Consider the following 17,932-nt stretch of genomic DNA (forward strand, 5'->3'; position numbering starts at 1 on the left):
CACATACAAAAAAATAACAACCGAGAAACACTCAACAGTTCAAGTATTAACCAACATTACACCTGTTTGTAACCATGCCGTTCATACTAAAAGTGCGTCTTGTGGTCGCTTATCTGCACGCTAATTTTGATGAATTCTTGCAGCGTCTTTTAACGCAAACTTTTTAAAATAAAACATAGGATTCAGGTTCTCTTGTTTTTCTACTCAGCAATGTATACGCAAAAAAGTAAATACTGCTATAGAAACACCATGATCAAGAAGGCCCTAAAAGTGAGCAATATGCATAGCTGTTTGCAAGAGCACTTTCCTTGACTTATCGCTATTGATCTAAGACACAGGATTACAAGACCATCATTTAGTTCGGTTATGTTCTAACGTATAACGATTAATTACACTTCTGCCCTTGTTTAACCTTTTATTGCCTCCATATTTTCCATACAATCCTAAGCGATTATAAATTAAAACAAATTCAATTTCGGAGTCCTCATGAGCGACGTAAAGCACTGTAATTTATTGATTCTTGGTTCTGGCCCTGCTGGCTATACAGCTGCAGTTTACGCTGCTCGTGCAAACCTAAACCCAGTACTTGTTACCGGTATGCAGCAAGGTGGTCAGCTTACAACCACAACAGAAGTGGAAAACTGGCCAGGTGATGCTGAAGGTTTAACGGGTCCAGCTTTAATGGATCGCATGAAAGAGCACGCAGAGCGCTTTGAAACAGAGATCCTGTTCGACCACATTAACGAAGTCGACCTTTCAAACCGCCCTTTCCGTCTTAAAGGCGATTCTGGCGAGTACACTTGTGATGCGTTGATCATCTCAACGGGCGCATCGGCTAAGTACCTAGGTTTAGAGTCTGAAGAAGCATTCAAAGGCCGTGGCGTTTCTGCTTGTGCTACATGTGATGGTTTCTTCTATCGCAACCAGAAAGTGGCGGTTGTTGGTGGTGGTAACACGGCTGTTGAAGAAGCACTTTACCTGTCTAACATCGCGTCTGAAGTTCACCTAGTTCACCGCCGTGACACTTTCCGCGCTGAAAAGATCCTAGTGAAACGTTTAATGGACAAAGTAGAGAACGGCAACATTGTTCTTCACACTGATCGCACGCTAGACGAAGTTCTAGGCGACGACATGGGCGTAACGGGCGTTCGCATTAAAGATACTCAGTCTGATAAAACGGAAGACATCGAAGTAATGGGCGCATTCATTGCTATCGGTCACCAACCAAACACTGAAATCTTCAAAGGCCAAGTTGATATGAAAGATGACTACATCATCGTTCAGTCTGGTCTTGAAGGTAACGCGACACAGACAAGCATCCCTGGCGTATTCGCTGCGGGTGACGTAATGGACCACAACTACCGCCAAGCAATCACTTCTGCTGGTACAGGTTGTATGGCTGCACTGGATGCTGAACGCTTCCTAGATGGCCTTAACGATAAGTAAATCTGAGATTGCAGATTTAAATATCGAAGCCCTCACCTCAGTAGATGCAGGGCGTCATCACATTTTGTTGTAAATCCCTAGAGCCCAGTGGTATATCCACTGGGCTTTCTTTTGTATACTAGCCGCCCTCAACAAATAATAATTATCATTAAGCCTTCATAATGGATAAGAAAACACAACGCAGCTTGAACAAGTGGCTTAAGCAACAGAGTAAGTTAGCGAAACGCTGGCTTATGATTGCGATTAGCCTTGGCGTACTTTCAAGCGTGTTCTTAATTGCTCAAGCAGCTCTTCTCGCCTCTATTCTTCACCAGCTGATCATCGAGAATGTCGATAAATCTGAACTGGTTGGTCATTTCGCAGGCTTGGCATTATCGGTCGTTGGCCGTGCTGGCTGTACATGGGGACGTGAAATCGCAGGTTATCGCTGTGGTGAACAGATCCGGGTCTACATAAGGCAACTCATCCTAGATAAATTACGTGAGTTAGGCCCTGCTTACATTAAAGGTAAACCTGCCGGTACGTGGGCAACGCTGTTGCTAGAACAAGTAGAAGACATGCAAGACTTCTTCTCTCGTTACTTACCTCAGATGTCTTTATCGGTAATGATTCCATTCATTATTTTGGTTGTGGTGTTCCCAGTCAACTGGGCAGCAGGACTGATCTTCTTGATTACGGCTCCACTGGTACCGATGTTCATGGCACTTGTGGGTATGAAAGCCGCCGATGCGAACCGTAAAAACTTCAAAGCGCTGCAGCGTCTTTCAGGTCACTTTTACGACCGTTTGCAGTCAATGACGACTATTCGTCTATTTGACCGCACCAACGCTGAAACAGAAGTATTGAAAGGTGCATCTGAAGTGTTCAGAACGCGCACCATGGATGTGTTAAAAATCGCTTTCTTGTCTTCTGCGGTACTTGAGTTCTTCACGTCGATTTCTATCGCGATGACGGCGGTTTACTTTGGTTTCACCTACATCGGTGAGCTGAACTTCGGCCACTACGGTGCAGGCATTACGCTATTTGCAGGTTTGTTTATCCTTATCTTAGCGCCAGAGTTTTACCAACCTCTGCGTGACTTAGGTACTTTCTACCATGCAAAACAACAAGCGGTTGGCGCAGCCGAAAGTATTGTCGAGTTCCTAGAAACAGACATCACTAAGGTTAAATCAGGCAACACTCAACTCGATTCAGCTCAAGGCATCAATATTGAAGCTCAAGATCTGAAAGTATTGAGCCCTGAAGGTGTTCAACTGGTTGGTCCTATCTCGTTCGCGCTTAACACTCGCCAATCGACTGCGTTAGTTGGCCCAAGTGGTGCAGGTAAAACAAGTTTGATCAACGCTATTCTTGGTTTCATGCCTTATGAAGGAAGCTTGAAAATCAATGGCATTGAACTGCGTGACCTAGACTTAGCCTCTTGGCGTAAAACCATTAGCTGGGTTGGTCAAAACCCGTTGCTACTGCACGGCACAATTCGTGACAACGTCACTCTAGGTAAGCACGATATCACTGACCAAGTTGTCGAGAACGCACTTGAGCAGTCTTTTGCTAACGAATTCGTAAATGAGCACGGCTTGAATTACATGATTTCTGATCGCTCTGGCGGTCTGTCTGTGGGTCAATCTCAGCGTTTGGCTCTGGCTCGCGCAATGATCCAAGACGGTCAGTTCTGGTTGCTCGATGAACCCACTGCCAGCCTAGATACTCGTAGCGAACAGTTGGTAATGAAAGGCATCAATAGCAACATCGAAAGCCGCACTGCCCTGCTTGTGACGCACCAACTCGCTCCACTTCAATCGGTCGATAACATTCTGGTTATGCGCGATGGTGGTCTGGTTGAACAAGGTCATTACTCTCAGCTTTCGACTGCGGGTGGTTTATTCGAAGAGATGCTTAACGCGAACTTAGCTCAACAAGATAATAAGGGTAATTTAGATGCGTGATTTACTGCCTTACCTGAAACTCTATAAAAAGCATTGGTTTGGCCTATCGCTAGGCATGCTATTGGCTTTTGCTACTCTGTCGGCTTCTATCGGCTTGTTAACGCTATCAGGTTGGTTTATTTCAGCTTCCGCGGTTGCTGGCCTGACGATTGCACGTGAAACCTTCAACTACATGCTACCGGGTGGTGGCGTACGTGGTTTGGCAATGAGCCGTACTGCGGGTCGTTGGGGTGAACGTGTTGTGAGCCACAATGCGACATTCAAACTGTTAACTGATTTACGTATCTTCTTCTTCAAGAAGCTGGCTCCGCTGATCCCAGGTCGTATTTCAAACCTTCGTGACGCTGACCTTCTCAACCGTTTGGTTGCTGATGTCGACGCCATGGACCACGTGTACTTGCGCTTAGTAAGCCCTGTGACGGTGGGTGTGTTCGGGATCTTCTTCCTAACTCTGTTCTTAATGTGGTTCGATAGCTCACTAGGTTTAATCTTAGGTTCTATCCTTCTTATCATGCTGTTGGTTTGGCCAATCTTGTTCTACAAGCTGGGTAAACGTAACGGTGGTGAGCTGACACAAAACAAAGCGGATCTTCGTGTCACCACGCTAGATTGGATTGAAGGCTACAGCGAACTGACTCTGTTTGGTGCTGAAGAGCGTTACCGCAATGCAATTCTAGAAACGCAACGCAAGCTGATGGCGAATCAGTTTGTGAACGCTAACCTAACCGGTATGGCTTCAGCAGCGCTAATGCTGTTCAACGGTTTGACGCTGGTTCTTATGCTTTGGCTTGCGGCTGACGGCGTGGGTGGTAATGCACCAGACCCGTTCATCGCGCTAATGGCATTCGCAACCATGGCAAGCTTCGAGCTATTAATGCCAATTGCAGGTGCATTCCAGCATTTAGGTCAAACTTTGTCTTCAGCTCGTCGCTTGAACGAAGTTATTCTGTCTGAGCCTGAAGTTCAGTTTGCTGAAGAGAAGCTCGACATCAACAAGCCACTGGATATTACGTTCTCAAACGTGACGTTCAACTACCCTGACTCTGAGCGCAGTGTTCTGAACGCTGTCGACCTAACCATCCCTGCTACCAACAAGGTTGCGATTGTGGGTCAAACGGGTTCTGGTAAATCGACACTGATTCAGCTTCTAACTCGCTACTGGGACCCGAAAAAGGGTTATATCTCTATCGCGGGGATTGAGCTGACACAATGGAACGAGTCACAGCTTCGTGAATCAATCAGTGTGGTAAGCCAACGTGTCGACATTCTAAATGGTACTTTGCGTGACAACTTGTTGATTGCAAGACCAGAAGCGACCGATGATCACTTAGCGAATATCCTAAAAGATGTTGGTCTAGAAAAGCTGCTGGAGAATAACGCGCTTGATAGCTGGTTGGGTGACGGTGGTCGTCAACTGTCTGGTGGTGAGAAGCGCCGTATTGGTATCGCACGCGCGATTCTTCATGATGCCCCTATCCTGCTTCTCGATGAGCCAACAGAAGGCTTAGATAAGCAAACAGAACACAGCATCATGACGCTGTTCGAGAAGCACTTCGAAGGCAAGACGGTTATCTTCATTACACACCGTTTGATTGGTCTGGAATCGATGGATTCTATCGTTCTGATTGAACAAGGCGAGATTGTTGAAAACGGCTCTCACGAGAAGCTGTTAAACGAAGAAGGACGTTATTTCCAACTTCGTCAGGCAATCTAGCTTCCCCTTAAGCTATAAAGAAAACTATTCAAGGCCCGAGTTCATACTCGGGCTTTTTGTTGTCTGTAATTCTAGTATCGAGCAACCATTCCCCCTTAAACGGTTGTTCATGCGCTGATTAGTTTTGCCCTTTCCTACAAAAAATTACCATTTATAAAGCAACGAGTTGCGCATAATTCAAGTCGTAGCACATTACTATGATCATCTTTCTAGGATAATACGTATCGATCAACCTCATGGAATAACCTCCCCCTAAAATAATGGAGAACAGTGTATGTCTTTACGATTAATCGCAACAACGATAGCGCTTGTAGGTGCTAGCTTTACCGCTCAAGCGAGCTCGGAATGTGAAGTATCGATTGATGCTAGTGATCAAATGAAATTTTCAACTGACACATTAAGCGTTCCAGCGAGCTGTAAAGAAGTGAAGCTGACGCTAAACCATACTGGTTCTATGCCAGCCCAATCAATGGGTCACAACGTCGTTATAACAGACACTGCGTCGCTACAAGCAGTAGGCATCGATGGTATGTCGGCAGGTATCGACAATAACTACGTAAAACCTGACGACAGCCGCGTTTACGCCTTCACTCGTGTTATCGGTGGTGGCGAGTCAACCTCAATCACTTTCAGCACAGAGAAAATGACAGCCGGTGGCGACTACTCTTTCCTATGTTCATTCCCGGGCCACTGGGCAATCATGAAGGGCAAGTTTGAGTTTAAATAACTCGTTAGTCTAGATTGTACAGATACATCAAAGCCCCAACCTAAGTCGGGGCTTTGTTATATTGGCTTCGATTACAGCTTGAAGCGGCTGATTTCGCTTTCTAGCTCGTGAGACAGTTCAGAAAGCTGCGCAGCTTGCTCTGCAGCTTGGTGTGCTTCGTCTGCTAGCTCGTTAGATACGTCACGGATTCCTTCAGTGTTACGAGTAATCTCAGACGTTACTGACGCTTGCTCTTCTGCAGCAGAAGCAATCTGTGTTGCCATGTCACTGATGCGTTCAACAGCAGCATGGATTTGCGTTAGGCTTGCAGCCGCTGAGTTCGCGTCATCAACACTGGTTTCAGCAAGTGTACGGCTATCGTTCATGATGTTAACCGCTTTGCCTGTTGTACCTTGCAGCAACTCAATCGTTTGTTGAATTTCTTGCGTTGAACCGTGTGTACGTTGGCTCAGAACTCGAACTTCATCCGCTACTACTGCGAAACCACGACCTTGCTCACCGGCACGTGCTGCTTCAATAGCGGCGTTAAGTGCAAGTAGGTTCGTTTGTTCTGCAATACCTTGAATGTTAGACAAGATAGCGTTGATGCTGTTGCCGTGCTCTTCAAGCTCGAGAATCACGTTAGTTGCGATTTGAACTTCTTGAGCAAGGTTTTGGATAGAGCTTTGAGTCTGTGTCACTTGACCAGTACCGTGCTCACACGCGCCAACCGCTTCAGATGAGTTCTGTGCAGTGTGGTCTGCGTTACCTGCGATCTCTTGTGTTGCTGCAGCCATTTCGTTAACGGCTGTTGCTACCATGTTGATCTCGTCTTGTTGCATTTGGATACGAGCACTACGTTCTTCAGCTTGAGAAGCCGTTTGACGTGCTTGGTTGCCTAGCGCAGCAGATACTTCGCTTAGCTTGATCACCATGGTGTGCATGTTACCCACAAAGCGGTTGAAGTTTGCTGCAAGCTGACCAATTTCGTCGTCGCTCTTAGGCTCAAGGCGTTGAGTAAGATCGCCCTCACCTGAAGCAATTTCTTCAAGTGCTGCTGAAACGCGGTTTAGGTCGCGGAATAGGAAGCTTACTAACCAAGACACGAGTACGATTACGATGAGCGTAATAACGACAGCAGTGATGATCAGCTGAGTAAGTAGCGTTGAGTGGTTCGCTTCTTCTGTTGCTTTGTCCATCTGAACCGCGAAGATCCAGTTAGTGTTAGGCACCTTCGTGAAGTAAAGCAGCTTGTCTGCGCCGCGCTCTTTGATGATCTCGATGCTACCCGTACGCACTGCGTTTTCGATGATAGGCATAGAGATATCGTTTGAAAGCTGGCTTACCGGCTTCAAGCTTAGTGCTGAATCTGGGTGTGCTAGGAATGTGCCGTCAGAGGCATCAATTAGCATTGCGTAAGCGTTGTCACCAACATCAAGGCTGATTACATCGTTAACCAACTGGTCGATCAGTACGTCTGCACCAACAACACCAACAAGTTGGCCGTTGTGGCGAACTGGCTCTGCAATCGTTACTAGAAGTGCTTTGGTGATTGCATCTTGGTAAGCCGTAGTAATGATTTGCTTACCTGCAGCGTTTGCTTCTTGGTACCAAGGACGTTGACGAGGATCGTAATCTGCACGATTACGTTCAGGATGTGAACGGTACATTCCACCTTCTGGAGTACCTAAAAAGATATCGTCAAAGCCACCCGCTACACGAGCTTGTCTAAGGAAAGGAACAACATCATCCTCTCGTGAAAAGTCATTAAATGCTGATGCGATATCAGTACGGATATCAATCCAGTTTTTAATACCTTCAGATGCTGCTTCAGATACGCTTTCAGCTCGTAGGTATACGCCATTACGAGTCTGTTCAAATAATTGGTTTGCTGACAACCAAGTCAACGCTGTAGCCATAACGACAACAGCAGATAGGCTAGCGCCTATCAACTTCTGCTTTAGTGTTAGTTTCATGTCAAAGTTTCACGAGTGGTGGGAAATCTCGCGCATACTACCCAATATTAGTATTAAATTCGAGCGATTTCACAATTTAATATTGGAATATAATTTTAAGCAAACCATAAGCTTAAGTAATGTCAAATCCTTGGCTTATCGCCAAATTTAAGGCGGTATTGTCTCTACGGTTATTAACATTTTTATCGCACTTCACATGCTTAAAAGAGACAAGAAAACACGGTAAAGAGGAAACAAAAAAGGCAGAAGAGTTTCCTCTTCTGCCTTCATATTATTTACCGTTCTACTGCGTTTAAATTGCAGTAGATTTCAGCTTAAAAAGCCTAGCGTTTTTCTGTACGCATACCCATTAGCAAGCTCACACACATCAGTAATAGAATGATGGTGAATGGCAATGCTGTAGAGATTGCACCCGCTTGTAGAGCTTGTACTGCTTCAGTACCACCAACCCACAATAGAGCAACAGCAATCGCACCTTCTAGGAACGCCCAGAACACACGTTGAGGCACAGGCGTATCAACTTTACCACCCGCGGTGATGCTGTCGATTACTAGAGAGCCTGAGTCAGACGATGTAATGAAGAAGACTAGAACCAATACAACCGCAATGATTGAAAGCAGAGTACCGAACGGCAGTGCATCAAACATTTGGAACATTGCTAGTGATACATCCGTTAGGCCGTCTTGACCAAGAATACCAACGTTATTCACGATTTGGTCAATCGCCATGCCACCGAATACTGACATCCAAATGATAGTCACTGTAGTCGGTACAATCAGTACTGCTGTGATGAACTCACGAACGGTACGACCTTTAGAAACACGTGCGATAAACATACCTACGAATGGAGACCATGAGATCCACCAAGCCCAGTAGAATACAGTCCAACCGTGCATCCACGTTTCATCTTCACGACCGTGAGGGTTACTCAACGGAATGATGTTTTCAATGTATGCCATCAATGTCGTTGGGATAGAACCTAAAGTCACCGCGTAGCCGATTAGAGCCACTAAGATAAGCAGTAGGAAAGCCACCAACATGTTGATGTTACTGATAACTTTAACGCCACCATCAATACCACGAAGTACTGATACTACCGCCAATAAAGTCACCGCTGTAATCACAATAACTTGCAGACCTAAGCCCGCTTCAATGCCGAATACATGCTGAATACCACTTGCCGCTTGTTGTGCACCAAGACCTAACGATGTCGCCAGACCAAATAGCGTTGCAAGTACAGCAAGAATATCAACAATGTGACCTGCCCAGCCCCAAGCTCTATCACCTAAAATTGGGTAAAAGATAGAACGGATAGAAAGAGGCAATCCCTTGTTGTAAGAGAAAAACGCAAGTGACAGTGCTACTACGCCATAAATCGCCCAAGGGTGTAGACCCCAGTGATACATGGTTGCGCCCAATGCCAGTTTTGCAGCTTCTGGTGTGTTTGGTTCAACACCTAACGGAGTTTCAAACCAACCCGTGAAGTAAGCCGCTGGCTCTGCCACACTCCAGAACATCAAGCCGATACCCATACCTGCGGCAAACAGCATCGATAGCCAAGAGAAGAATGAGTAATCTGCCGTCGCATCAACACCACCAAGGCGGATTTTGCCGTACGGAGAAACAATCAAACCTAAGCAGAAAATTACGAAAATATTACCCGACCAGATGAAAAGCCAATCAAACGAATTGATAATCTGGCCTTTAACGCCATCTAGCGCAGCCTTTGCTGAAGCGGTATCTGTAATAAGAACACCGATCAGGAACAAAGCGATAAGTCCCGCACTAATACCAAATACTGGGTTATGTACGTCGAAACCCCATTTTTGGACGTTATCCTGACCAACAGTGTAATCGGTACTGTCGATACTGTATTTATCTATACCTTTAGTCATTATCCCTCTCTACGGAATACTACTAATATCCCTTACTTACCTGTGACCTAATCACAAACTCGAACCTACAATCCAAGTAGCACAAGCTGTTGTCACATTAATTCAAATACTTGGATGTCTGAAGTTTAGCAGGTTAACTTGTTGTTTTCAGTAAACTAGAATCGGTTCGATGGAATTTCAAACAATATTCACGTAATTACTCAAGTTTATGACGAAAAAAAGGTCGACCCTGTCGACCTTTTTATCAAAAATACTTTTAACTCAAAGCATTTTGGTGCTTAACCAATTGATTTTCAGTTCGTAAACCTAGCAATAAGCTTAGGCACATAAGCAATAATATGAACGCAAATGGAAGTGCCATAGAAACGGTACCGGCTTGCAATGCTTGGATAGATTCTGTGCCACCAACCCACAATAGAACCGCAGCAATCGCACCGCCCATCAACGCCCAAAAAACACGTTGAGGAACAGGTGAATCCACTTTACCGCCAGAAGTAATACTATCAATCACTAGTGAACCCGAGTCTGAAGAGGTGATAAAGAACACCATAATCAAGCCAATCGACACCACAGATAAAACAGAGCTCATTGGCAGCGCATCATAAGTGTGGAACAGCGAAAGTGTAATATCTTGTAGACCATTCATGCCAATCTCGCCCACCTTGTTCGCCACTTGATCAATCGCGATGCCACCGAAAATAGCCATCCAGATGATGATTACTGTCGTTGGGATGAACAATACAGCAACGATGAATTCACGAATCGTTCGACCTTTAGAGATACGAGCGATGAACATGCCTACGAATGGTGACCAAGACATCCACCACGCCCAGTAGAATACCGTCCAACCTTGCATCCACGTTTCGTCATCACGACCGTGAGGATTGCTTAAGGGAATGAAGTTTTCAATGTAGCCCATTAGCGCGGTTGGGATTGCTTTAATACCCGCCATGCCACCAGCGATGGTAACGAAGATAAGTAAGCCCAAAGCAACCAGCATGTTCACATTACTCAGAAGCTTTACACCACCGTTGATGCCACGAACCACGGACATTGTCGCTAAGAAAGTAACCACTGCGATAACAATCAGCTGCATGCCAATACCGCCATCGGTACCAAATACATGGTTAATACCACTGGTCGCTTGTTGAGCACCTAAGCCCAATGAAGTTGCAAGGCCAAATAGCGTTGCAAGCACAGCGACGATATCAACAATATGACCAAACCAACCCCAAGTTCTATCACCCAAGATAGGGTAGAAAATAGAGCGGATTGATAGAGGTAAACCTTTATTGAAGGTGAAGAAGGCAAGCGCTAGAGCAACAACCGCGTAAATCGCCCAACCGTGCAGACCCCAGTTGTAGATGGTTGCACCAAGAGCCAACTTCGCCGCTTCAGGAGAGTAAGCTTCAACACCTAGTGGTGTTTCATACCAGCCAGTGAAATAAGCTACTGGCTCAGCAACACCCCAGAACATTAAGCCAATACCCATTCCTGCGGCGAATAACATCGACATCCAAGATAGGTTTGAGTGCTCTGCTTTGGCATCATTGCCACCAATACGTATCTTGCCATACGGGGAGACAATGAGGGCAAAACAGAAAATTACGAAGATGTTTGCTGCCCACATGAAGAAACCATCGAAGTTACCAATGACTTTCCATTTGATTCCATCAAGCGCCGCTTTTGCGGTTTCAGGGTCTGCGACTAGAAGTGCCAACAGGAAGATAATGATCGCCCCTGCACTGATTCCAAATACTGGGTTATGAACATCAAAACCCCATTTCTGAACGTTATCTTGTCCTACTGTATAATCGGTATTTTCAATACTATACCTATCTTTTACAGGCTCCATGCTTCCTCTCTAATTTGCAGCGCACAGTTTGCAACATTACATTCGGCGCTTAAATTTCGAAAAGAAGAATATCAACCTGTCGCAAAAATACTAAAAAAACCTCCATAAAGGAGGCGTAAATTACACATTTAGTAATTAAATTACACATTTAACGTTATTTAGCGTAAGATCAGTCCACAAGCCCGGAGCTGACCGCATATTTAGCAAGCTCTGCCGTAGAGTGAATATCGAGCTTATGCTTAATATTTTGCCTATGGGTTTCTACCGTTCGATAGCTGATATTCAGCGCCTTTGCGACCTCTTTACTGCTCTCCCCTTTTGCGACTAATTTCAGCACAGCCTCTTCACGTCTGCTCAATGGATTCTTGACAGATGGCGTGGGAGTAATCGGCTGAGTAAACAAATTCTGCGTGACTTTTTCACAGAAATAGGTCGATCCTTGATTGACCGTTTTGATTGCCTGTACCATTTTTTCAGCCGAAATCTCTTTTAACATGTAACCGACAGCACCCGACTGCATCACCTTCATGATGTATTCACGGTTGTTATGCATGGTCAGCATCAGGACCTTGGCTTCTGGGTCTTCTTCTTTAATCAGATGGGTGGCATCAATGCCATTCATGATAGGCATGCTGATATCCATCAACACCACATCAGGGCGCAGAGACTTAACGACCTCTACCGCTTCTAGTCCATTGCTGGCCGTACCTATCACGCTAATATCTGGCTCGAGTTCCAATCTCGCCATAAAGCCATCCAGTACCACTTGGTGATCATCAGCAATCACAACTCGAATAACTTCACTCATTCATTAATCCCTCTAGTGTCAGTAACACTGTAATTTCCGTTCCGAGGCCAATCTCACTCATCAATTCAAAGTCACCACCGATGAACTCCACTCGCTCTCTCATGTTACGCAGCCCGATCCCTCGTTTTTCCATCGCTTTATAGGTGTTGAAACCGACACCGTTATCTTGAATCAGTAGTTGCAACACATTACCAATTTGCTGAGCGATAACCGTTACTTTGGTCGCTTGCGCGTGTTTCTCGATATTATTCAGCGACTCTTGCACCACTCGATACAAGGTTGTCGCAGCCTCAGATTTCAACTTACCCTGTTGAGTGCTAAACAAGGTTTCTACTTCAATACCCGAATGCGCCTGAAAATCTAACAGTAATGAAGACAATGCCGCTTCTAAGCCTATGTCATCCAATGAACTTGGACGAAGTTGATGCGAGATGTGCCTCACTTCTTCGATCGCTCGCATCAGTGAATGCTGCGACTTATTCAAATGTGCTTTAAGGTCTTCATTTTGTAGCTTATTACCGAGCAGTTCCAAATGGCAACGACTCGACACTAATAATTGGTTAATACCATCATGCAACTCACGCGCTAGATGCTTCTTCTCGTCTTCTTGGAACATCACCGTCTTATGCGCCAGTTCCTTTAGGTTGTTATCAGCAATCCGATGTTCATGCATGTTAATAGCCAAGGTCAGCACGATGATGACCGCGACCGTTACGCTCAAAATCACCACAATCGAAAAGAACGTGGTTTCAATATTGTTGTTAATCGCAGCCTGCATCGAAGCCACTTCTTGGTGTACGTCTTCAATATACAAGCCGGTGCCAATCATCCAGTCCCAACGCTCTAACCAAGCGGCGTAGCTCAGCTTAGACACCACCTCACCCGTCGAAGGCTTTTGCCACAAATACTGGTGAAACCCGCCTCCGGTTTGCGCTTCTCTTAACAGAGCCTCTATCAGAAAATCGCCATCTTCATCTTGCAGTTGGAGTAGGTTTTGGCCTATCAATTCTGGCTGAATTGGATGAACCAAGTTGGTCCCGAGGCGATCGTATGCGAAGAAGTACCCGTCAGAGCCATATCTAAGTTTAGACAATATGGTTCGAACTTTTTTTTTGGCTTGGGCTTCTTGGATATTTGGATCGTTATAGACGTGTTCTATGGCGTCGAACGCGAGATCAACCGTGTCTTTGAGGGCGTTTTCACGCGACTTGATTAGGCTGTCTCTAAAGATCTCGACTTCTTTAGCGCCTAACGTCTTAGTCTGGTGCAGCGAGATCCAACTAATACTCGCCGTTACCAGCAGCAACGGGAGCAACGTCAGCAAAATCAGCTTGGCTTTTAGAGGCATTCCTTTCCCTCACAAAAAACGGCTTACTGAACATCAATAAGCCGTTTTACTTTAGCAATTTATAGATAGCCGTTGAAACATATCATTCACATTCTTGGCTTCACTCACATTCCATAGAAAGATGGGAAAGCGAGAAGTGATCCAAGTACGAGGATTTGAATCAGAATGAACGGCATCACACCTCGGTAGATGTCCTTAGTCGTCACGCCTTTAGGTGCTACGCCTTTTAAATAGAACAAACTAAAACCAAATGGCGGCGTTAAGAAGGAAGTTTGTAGGTTCATCGCAATAAGGATAGCGAACCATGTCATGTTGATGCCCATCAGTTCAGCAACTGGCGCAATGATCGGCACGATGATGAAACAGATCTCTACGAAGTCGATGAAGAAACCCAGAATCAGAATCACCAGCATGGTAATGATCAGGAAGCCCCATTTTTCACCTGGCAGTTGTAGCATCCACTCTTCAACCAGATAGTCGCCACCAGTGTAGGTAAACGCCATTGAGAATGCCGTTGCACCCAACAAGATAGCAAATACCATCGCCGTTACTTTCACCGTCTCTTTCGACGCCTCGTACACCATCGACCAACTAAATTGACCGTAAAGCAGTGCAAGTATCATCGCACCCGCGCCACCTAATGCGGCTGACTCTGTTGGCGTAGCAACACCTGCGAAGATAGAGCCCAGTACAACAATGATTAACGCTAGAGGCGGAAGAATCGCTTTCAGTGCATTAAACACTTCCTGCTTACGGCTGATGGAGTCATCACGTTCAATAGGTTGAGCCGCTTCAGGGTGTAGCTTTGCGTATATCAAGATATAAACGATGTACGCGCCGACCAGCATCACGCCCGGCCAAATCGCCGCTTGGAACAAGTCGCCTACAGGAACACCTAGAACATCACCCAATAGAATCAATACGATGGAGGGTGGAATGATCTGCCCTAGCGTACCAGACGCACAAATAGTGCCGCAGGCTAAGCCTTTGTCGTAATTGTACTTGAGCATTACAGGTAGGGAGATAAGTCCCATAGCAACAACAGAAGCACCAACCACGCCAGTAGAAGCCGCAAGTAGTGAACCTACTAATACGGTTGAAATCGCGATACCACCACGAACGCCGCCAAACAGTCGCCCCATAGACTCAAGCAACTGCTCAGCAAGCTTGGTCTTTTGTAGAACGAGCCCCATAAAAACAAACAATGGAACGGCCATCAGAACCGTGTTTTCCATAATGGATTGAATTCGATATGGCATGAAGGCAAACATTTCGATGCCCTCAGCCCAAACACCAAAGATTAACGCGATACCACCAAAGGTGAACGCCACTGGGAAGCCAAGTAAAAGTGCAAACAAGGCTACGAAAAACATTACTATTCCAATCATGTTCAGCCTCTACTTATTCTTTGTATGAGTATTGTTTGCATGGATAAGGTGCGGATTAAAAATCTTGTTTAGCGAATGCAGGATTAAACCTACGCCACTGAGTGCCATTAAGAAGAATGACAGCGGGATCATAGCTTTGATGATCCAGCGATATGGCAAGCCACCCGGGTCACCTGAGGTTTCACCGAGGTTATAGCTCTCTTTGGCCACATCAATACCAAACCAAGCAACCAGCAAACAAAAAGGCATCAGAAAGATCAGTGTGCCGAGCAGGTCAATAATCGCTTGTGCCTTGAAGCTCAGTTGCTCGTAGAACACATCCACTCGCACATGACCACCAGCCTTGATGGCATAAGGAACACCTAATAGGAAAACGGCTGAGAAGAGGTGCCACTCCATCTCTTGGAAAGCGATAGAGACATCGTTGAAGGCATATCTCATGACAACGTCATACACAACGTTGGCGATAAGTAGAATAAACAACATACTGGAAAGCCATCCCAGTGCGTCACCGATACGATTAAACAGGCGTTCAATATAAATTAGACTTCGCATTCCCGACTCCATGGAATTTGAAAAGACATCGCGCAGCTGAGGTAACGAGCTGTAGGACGTAGAAAAGGTTCTTGAGCGTAATACAGGACTTATCCTGCTTAGTTATTATGTTTTAAATGAACCCTCGGCTTATTCACTCTTAAATACTCAATAAGAAAAGCTTCGGGTTCATTTAGATTCAGTTCAACAACTGTCGATTATTTCGCTTGGCTATTTAGATAAGCTCTATGTGAAATATCCGTCCATGAACGTACTTGCTCTAGGTAGCTTGCTTGTGAAGCTTGAATCTCTTTTGCTAGCTCATCTTTCTCAGCATGTGCAGCCAGTAGGCGATCGTTCGCTTCTTTCAGAGCAGACATAACCTCTGGTGGGAAATCTTTCACTTGTACATCTGGGTATTCTGTCTTCATTGAAACCCAGTTCTTACCACTTTCGTGCGTTGCTTGTGTGTACATGTCGTAAGCCGCAGTACGCATTGCAACACGTAAGATTTCTTGTAGGTCTTCAGGCAGCTTGTTCCATGTACGCTTGTTCACTAGGAATTGAAGCTCTGAACCCGGCTCGTGCCAACCTGTGTAGTAGTAAGGCGCGATTTTGTGGAAGCCCATTCGTAAATCCAGCGATGGACCTACCCACTCTAGTGCATCAATCGTGCGACGCTCTAGAGACGTGTAAAGTTCACCTGGGGCAATGTTCGTCGGTTTAGCACCTAGCTCAGCAAGAATCTCGCCTGCAAAGCCCGGGATTCGCATTTTCAGACCTTGTAGATCTTCAACGCTGTTGATCTCTTTTTGAAACCAACCCCCCATCTGGATATCCGTGTTACCACCAGGGAAAGACATCAAGTTATGTGGAGAGTAAACCTGCTCCATTAACTCCATACCACCACCGTGATAGAACCACGCGTATTGTTCTGCTGGCGTCATACCGAAAGGCATAGAAGTGAAGTAAAGAGTGTTTGGAACTTTACCTTTCCAGTAGTAAGAGCCTGAGTGACCCATGTCGTATTGACCAGACTTAACCATGTCAAAAACGCCAAGAGGTGCTTTGTGTTTGTTTGCTGAATCGATTCTGATTTGCAGTCGACCATTCGACATCTTCTCAGCCATCGCCGCCATGTTTTTGGTTGCATCACCGAAAACTGGGAAGTTTGGTCCCCAAGTTTCCGCAAGTTTTAAACGGTAAACCTTATCAGCGGCTGTAGCACCAGTAGCGACCAAAGCTAAACAAGCCGCAGCAGTTACTGCAACGTTTTTAAAAACTCGTGTGAGGGAGTTAGAAATGAGACTCATGTTCACGTCCTTTGTTGGGTTAACACTCTTTCTATGAGCATTTTTTATGATTCAACATAAGAGTGCACCGTGATGAGGCAACAAGATATCAGGGAGAGCACGCACGCATGGCGTTAACAAAGTTACGTATTAGACCAAAGGATTAAGTAGAACTACGTAGGAGATGATTGAATAGTGTCGATTTCAAAGGAGTTTGGATATTCACCAAGGCAATGCGTATTGATAAATACCTAAGTATTAATAATTAAATACTCTTAACAATTGATTGCCATTTCGTGATGAAGCTCTATTCATTGCTGTATTTTAGGGAAAAAAATCAAGGCTTTGCTCTCTTGATCTACCTAGCTAACGCCCTAATTTAGTGCTTGCTGATTCGAAGCTCTGACACGAGACAACACTAATCAGTTAAGCCGTATATCGAATTGGAATTGAGATTATAGAGCCTAGGTTTAGGCTTGGATTTGGGCTCGGACTTGGCATAATGTGCCAGATACAAAAAAGCCTCGAAAATCGAGGCTTAAAAACTTAACGAAGCGAATGTAATCCCACAGGATTAGATAGCTTTGTAGATAACCTTGTTACCTGCTAGCTGCTCTTTCGCTACTAGGTTTTCTTCAAGAAGTTTTTTCAATGCGCCTGTTGCCCATGAAGCTGCTTTCGCGTCTTCTTGACCAGCTTCTAGGCCGATACCTTTAGGGTTAATGCCTTCAGCATTGCTAACAACGATGTCTAGAACTTGTTGTTGCTTAGGAGTCAGTGCTACTGCAACTTCTTTAGTTGCTGCTACTGCTTTCTCTACCGCTGGTTTTGCTGCTACAGTTTTTTCTGCTACAACTTTCTCTGCGACAGGCTTCGCTTTTTTCGGCGTTGCCACTGCTTTAACTACAGCCGCTTTAGTGCGTTTCTGCAGTTTAGCCTGCACCTTACGCTTATGAGCAAGTCTCATTGAATATTTCTCCAGTTCACTGCTCTTTTCGCAGTGGTGAAAATTTGAAGCGCGATT

13 protein-coding genes are annotated in these 17,932 nt (G+C 45.3%); 4 read left to right on the forward strand and 9 right to left on the reverse strand.

From position 1 onward, the window contains the following. Positions 1–486 precede the first annotated feature (486 nt). The 4 genes from trxB (at position 487) to azu (ending at position 5,833) form a co-directional block, all read left to right on the forward strand. Positions 487–1,446 (forward strand): thioredoxin-disulfide reductase, encoded by a 960-nt coding sequence (gene trxB / locus AB4583_RS00210; RefSeq protein ID WP_050052961.1) that lies wholly within the window; start codon positions 487–489, stop codon positions 1,444–1,446. Between the two features lie 161 nt (positions 1,447–1,607). Next, positions 1,608–3,392: a heme ABC transporter permease/ATP-binding protein CydD gene (gene cydD, locus AB4583_RS00215; protein ID WP_372116007.1), complete on the forward strand. Its 1,785-nt coding sequence runs from the start codon at positions 1,608–1,610 to the stop codon at positions 3,390–3,392. Beyond that, on the forward strand, positions 3,385–5,106 hold the full coding sequence (cydC, locus tag AB4583_RS00220) for a heme ABC transporter ATP-binding protein/permease CydC (protein WP_372110795.1): 1,722 nt from the start codon (positions 3,385–3,387) through the stop codon (positions 5,104–5,106). The genes cydD and cydC overlap by 8 nt, the downstream gene beginning before the upstream one ends. A 274-nt stretch (positions 5,107–5,380) precedes the next feature. Next, a complete protein-coding gene (gene azu / locus AB4583_RS00225) occupies positions 5,381–5,833 on the forward strand; it encodes an azurin (RefSeq protein WP_017063577.1) in 453 nt (150 codons plus the stop codon). Between the two features lie 71 nt (positions 5,834–5,904). On the opposite strand, the gene AB4583_RS00230 is transcribed toward azu, so the two are convergent. The 9 genes from AB4583_RS00230 to AB4583_RS00270 all read right to left on the reverse strand — a co-directional run bounded on the left by AB4583_RS00230 (position 5,905) and on the right by AB4583_RS00270 (position 17,875). Beyond that, positions 5,905–7,788: a methyl-accepting chemotaxis protein gene (locus AB4583_RS00230; protein ID WP_017070254.1), complete on the reverse strand. Its 1,884-nt coding sequence runs from the start codon at positions 7,786–7,788 to the stop codon at positions 5,905–5,907. A 323-nt stretch (positions 7,789–8,111) separates the two neighbouring features. After that, positions 8,112–9,683 (reverse strand): BCCT family transporter, encoded by a 1,572-nt coding sequence (locus AB4583_RS00235; protein ID WP_017060963.1) that lies wholly within the window; start codon positions 9,681–9,683, stop codon positions 8,112–8,114. A 256-nt stretch (positions 9,684–9,939) separates the two neighbouring features. Continuing rightward, the gene (locus tag AB4583_RS00240) at positions 9,940–11,538 is read right to left on the reverse strand and encodes a BCCT family transporter (protein ID WP_372116008.1); all 1,599 of its coding nucleotides are present in this window, start codon (positions 11,536–11,538) and stop codon (positions 9,940–9,942) included. Between the two features lie 169 nt (positions 11,539–11,707). Further along, the gene (locus tag AB4583_RS00245) at positions 11,708–12,346 is read right to left on the reverse strand and encodes a response regulator transcription factor (RefSeq protein WP_017060961.1); all 639 of its coding nucleotides are present in this window, start codon (positions 12,344–12,346) and stop codon (positions 11,708–11,710) included. After that, the gene (locus AB4583_RS00250) at positions 12,339–13,694 is read right to left on the reverse strand and encodes a cache domain-containing protein (protein ID WP_371724622.1); all 1,356 of its coding nucleotides are present in this window, start codon (positions 13,692–13,694) and stop codon (positions 12,339–12,341) included. Before AB4583_RS00250 ends, AB4583_RS00245 begins: the two co-directional genes overlap by 8 nt. Before the next feature lie 104 nt (positions 13,695–13,798). Further along, positions 13,799–15,082 (reverse strand): TRAP transporter large permease subunit, encoded by a 1,284-nt coding sequence (locus AB4583_RS00255; protein ID WP_029235146.1) that lies wholly within the window; start codon positions 15,080–15,082, stop codon positions 13,799–13,801. A gap of 9 nt (positions 15,083–15,091) precedes the next feature. Continuing rightward, positions 15,092–15,637, reverse strand: a complete 546-nt coding sequence (locus tag AB4583_RS00260; protein ID WP_052879091.1) for a TRAP transporter small permease subunit — start codon at positions 15,635–15,637, stop codon at positions 15,092–15,094. A 197-nt stretch (positions 15,638–15,834) separates the two neighbouring features. Then, complete coding sequence (locus AB4583_RS00265; protein ID WP_017060957.1) at positions 15,835–16,929, reverse strand: TRAP transporter substrate-binding protein; 1,095 nt, start codon at positions 16,927–16,929, stop codon at positions 15,835–15,837. A 553-nt stretch (positions 16,930–17,482) separates the two neighbouring features. Continuing rightward, on the reverse strand, positions 17,483–17,875 hold the full coding sequence (locus AB4583_RS00270) for a hypothetical protein (RefSeq protein WP_017060956.1): 393 nt from the start codon (positions 17,873–17,875) through the stop codon (positions 17,483–17,485). Positions 17,876–17,932 lie beyond the last annotated feature (57 nt).

Source organism: Vibrio sp. 10N.222.49.C12 (assembly GCF_041475025.1).
Classification (GTDB): Bacteria; Pseudomonadota; Gammaproteobacteria; order Enterobacterales; family Vibrionaceae; genus Vibrio; species Vibrio crassostreae_C.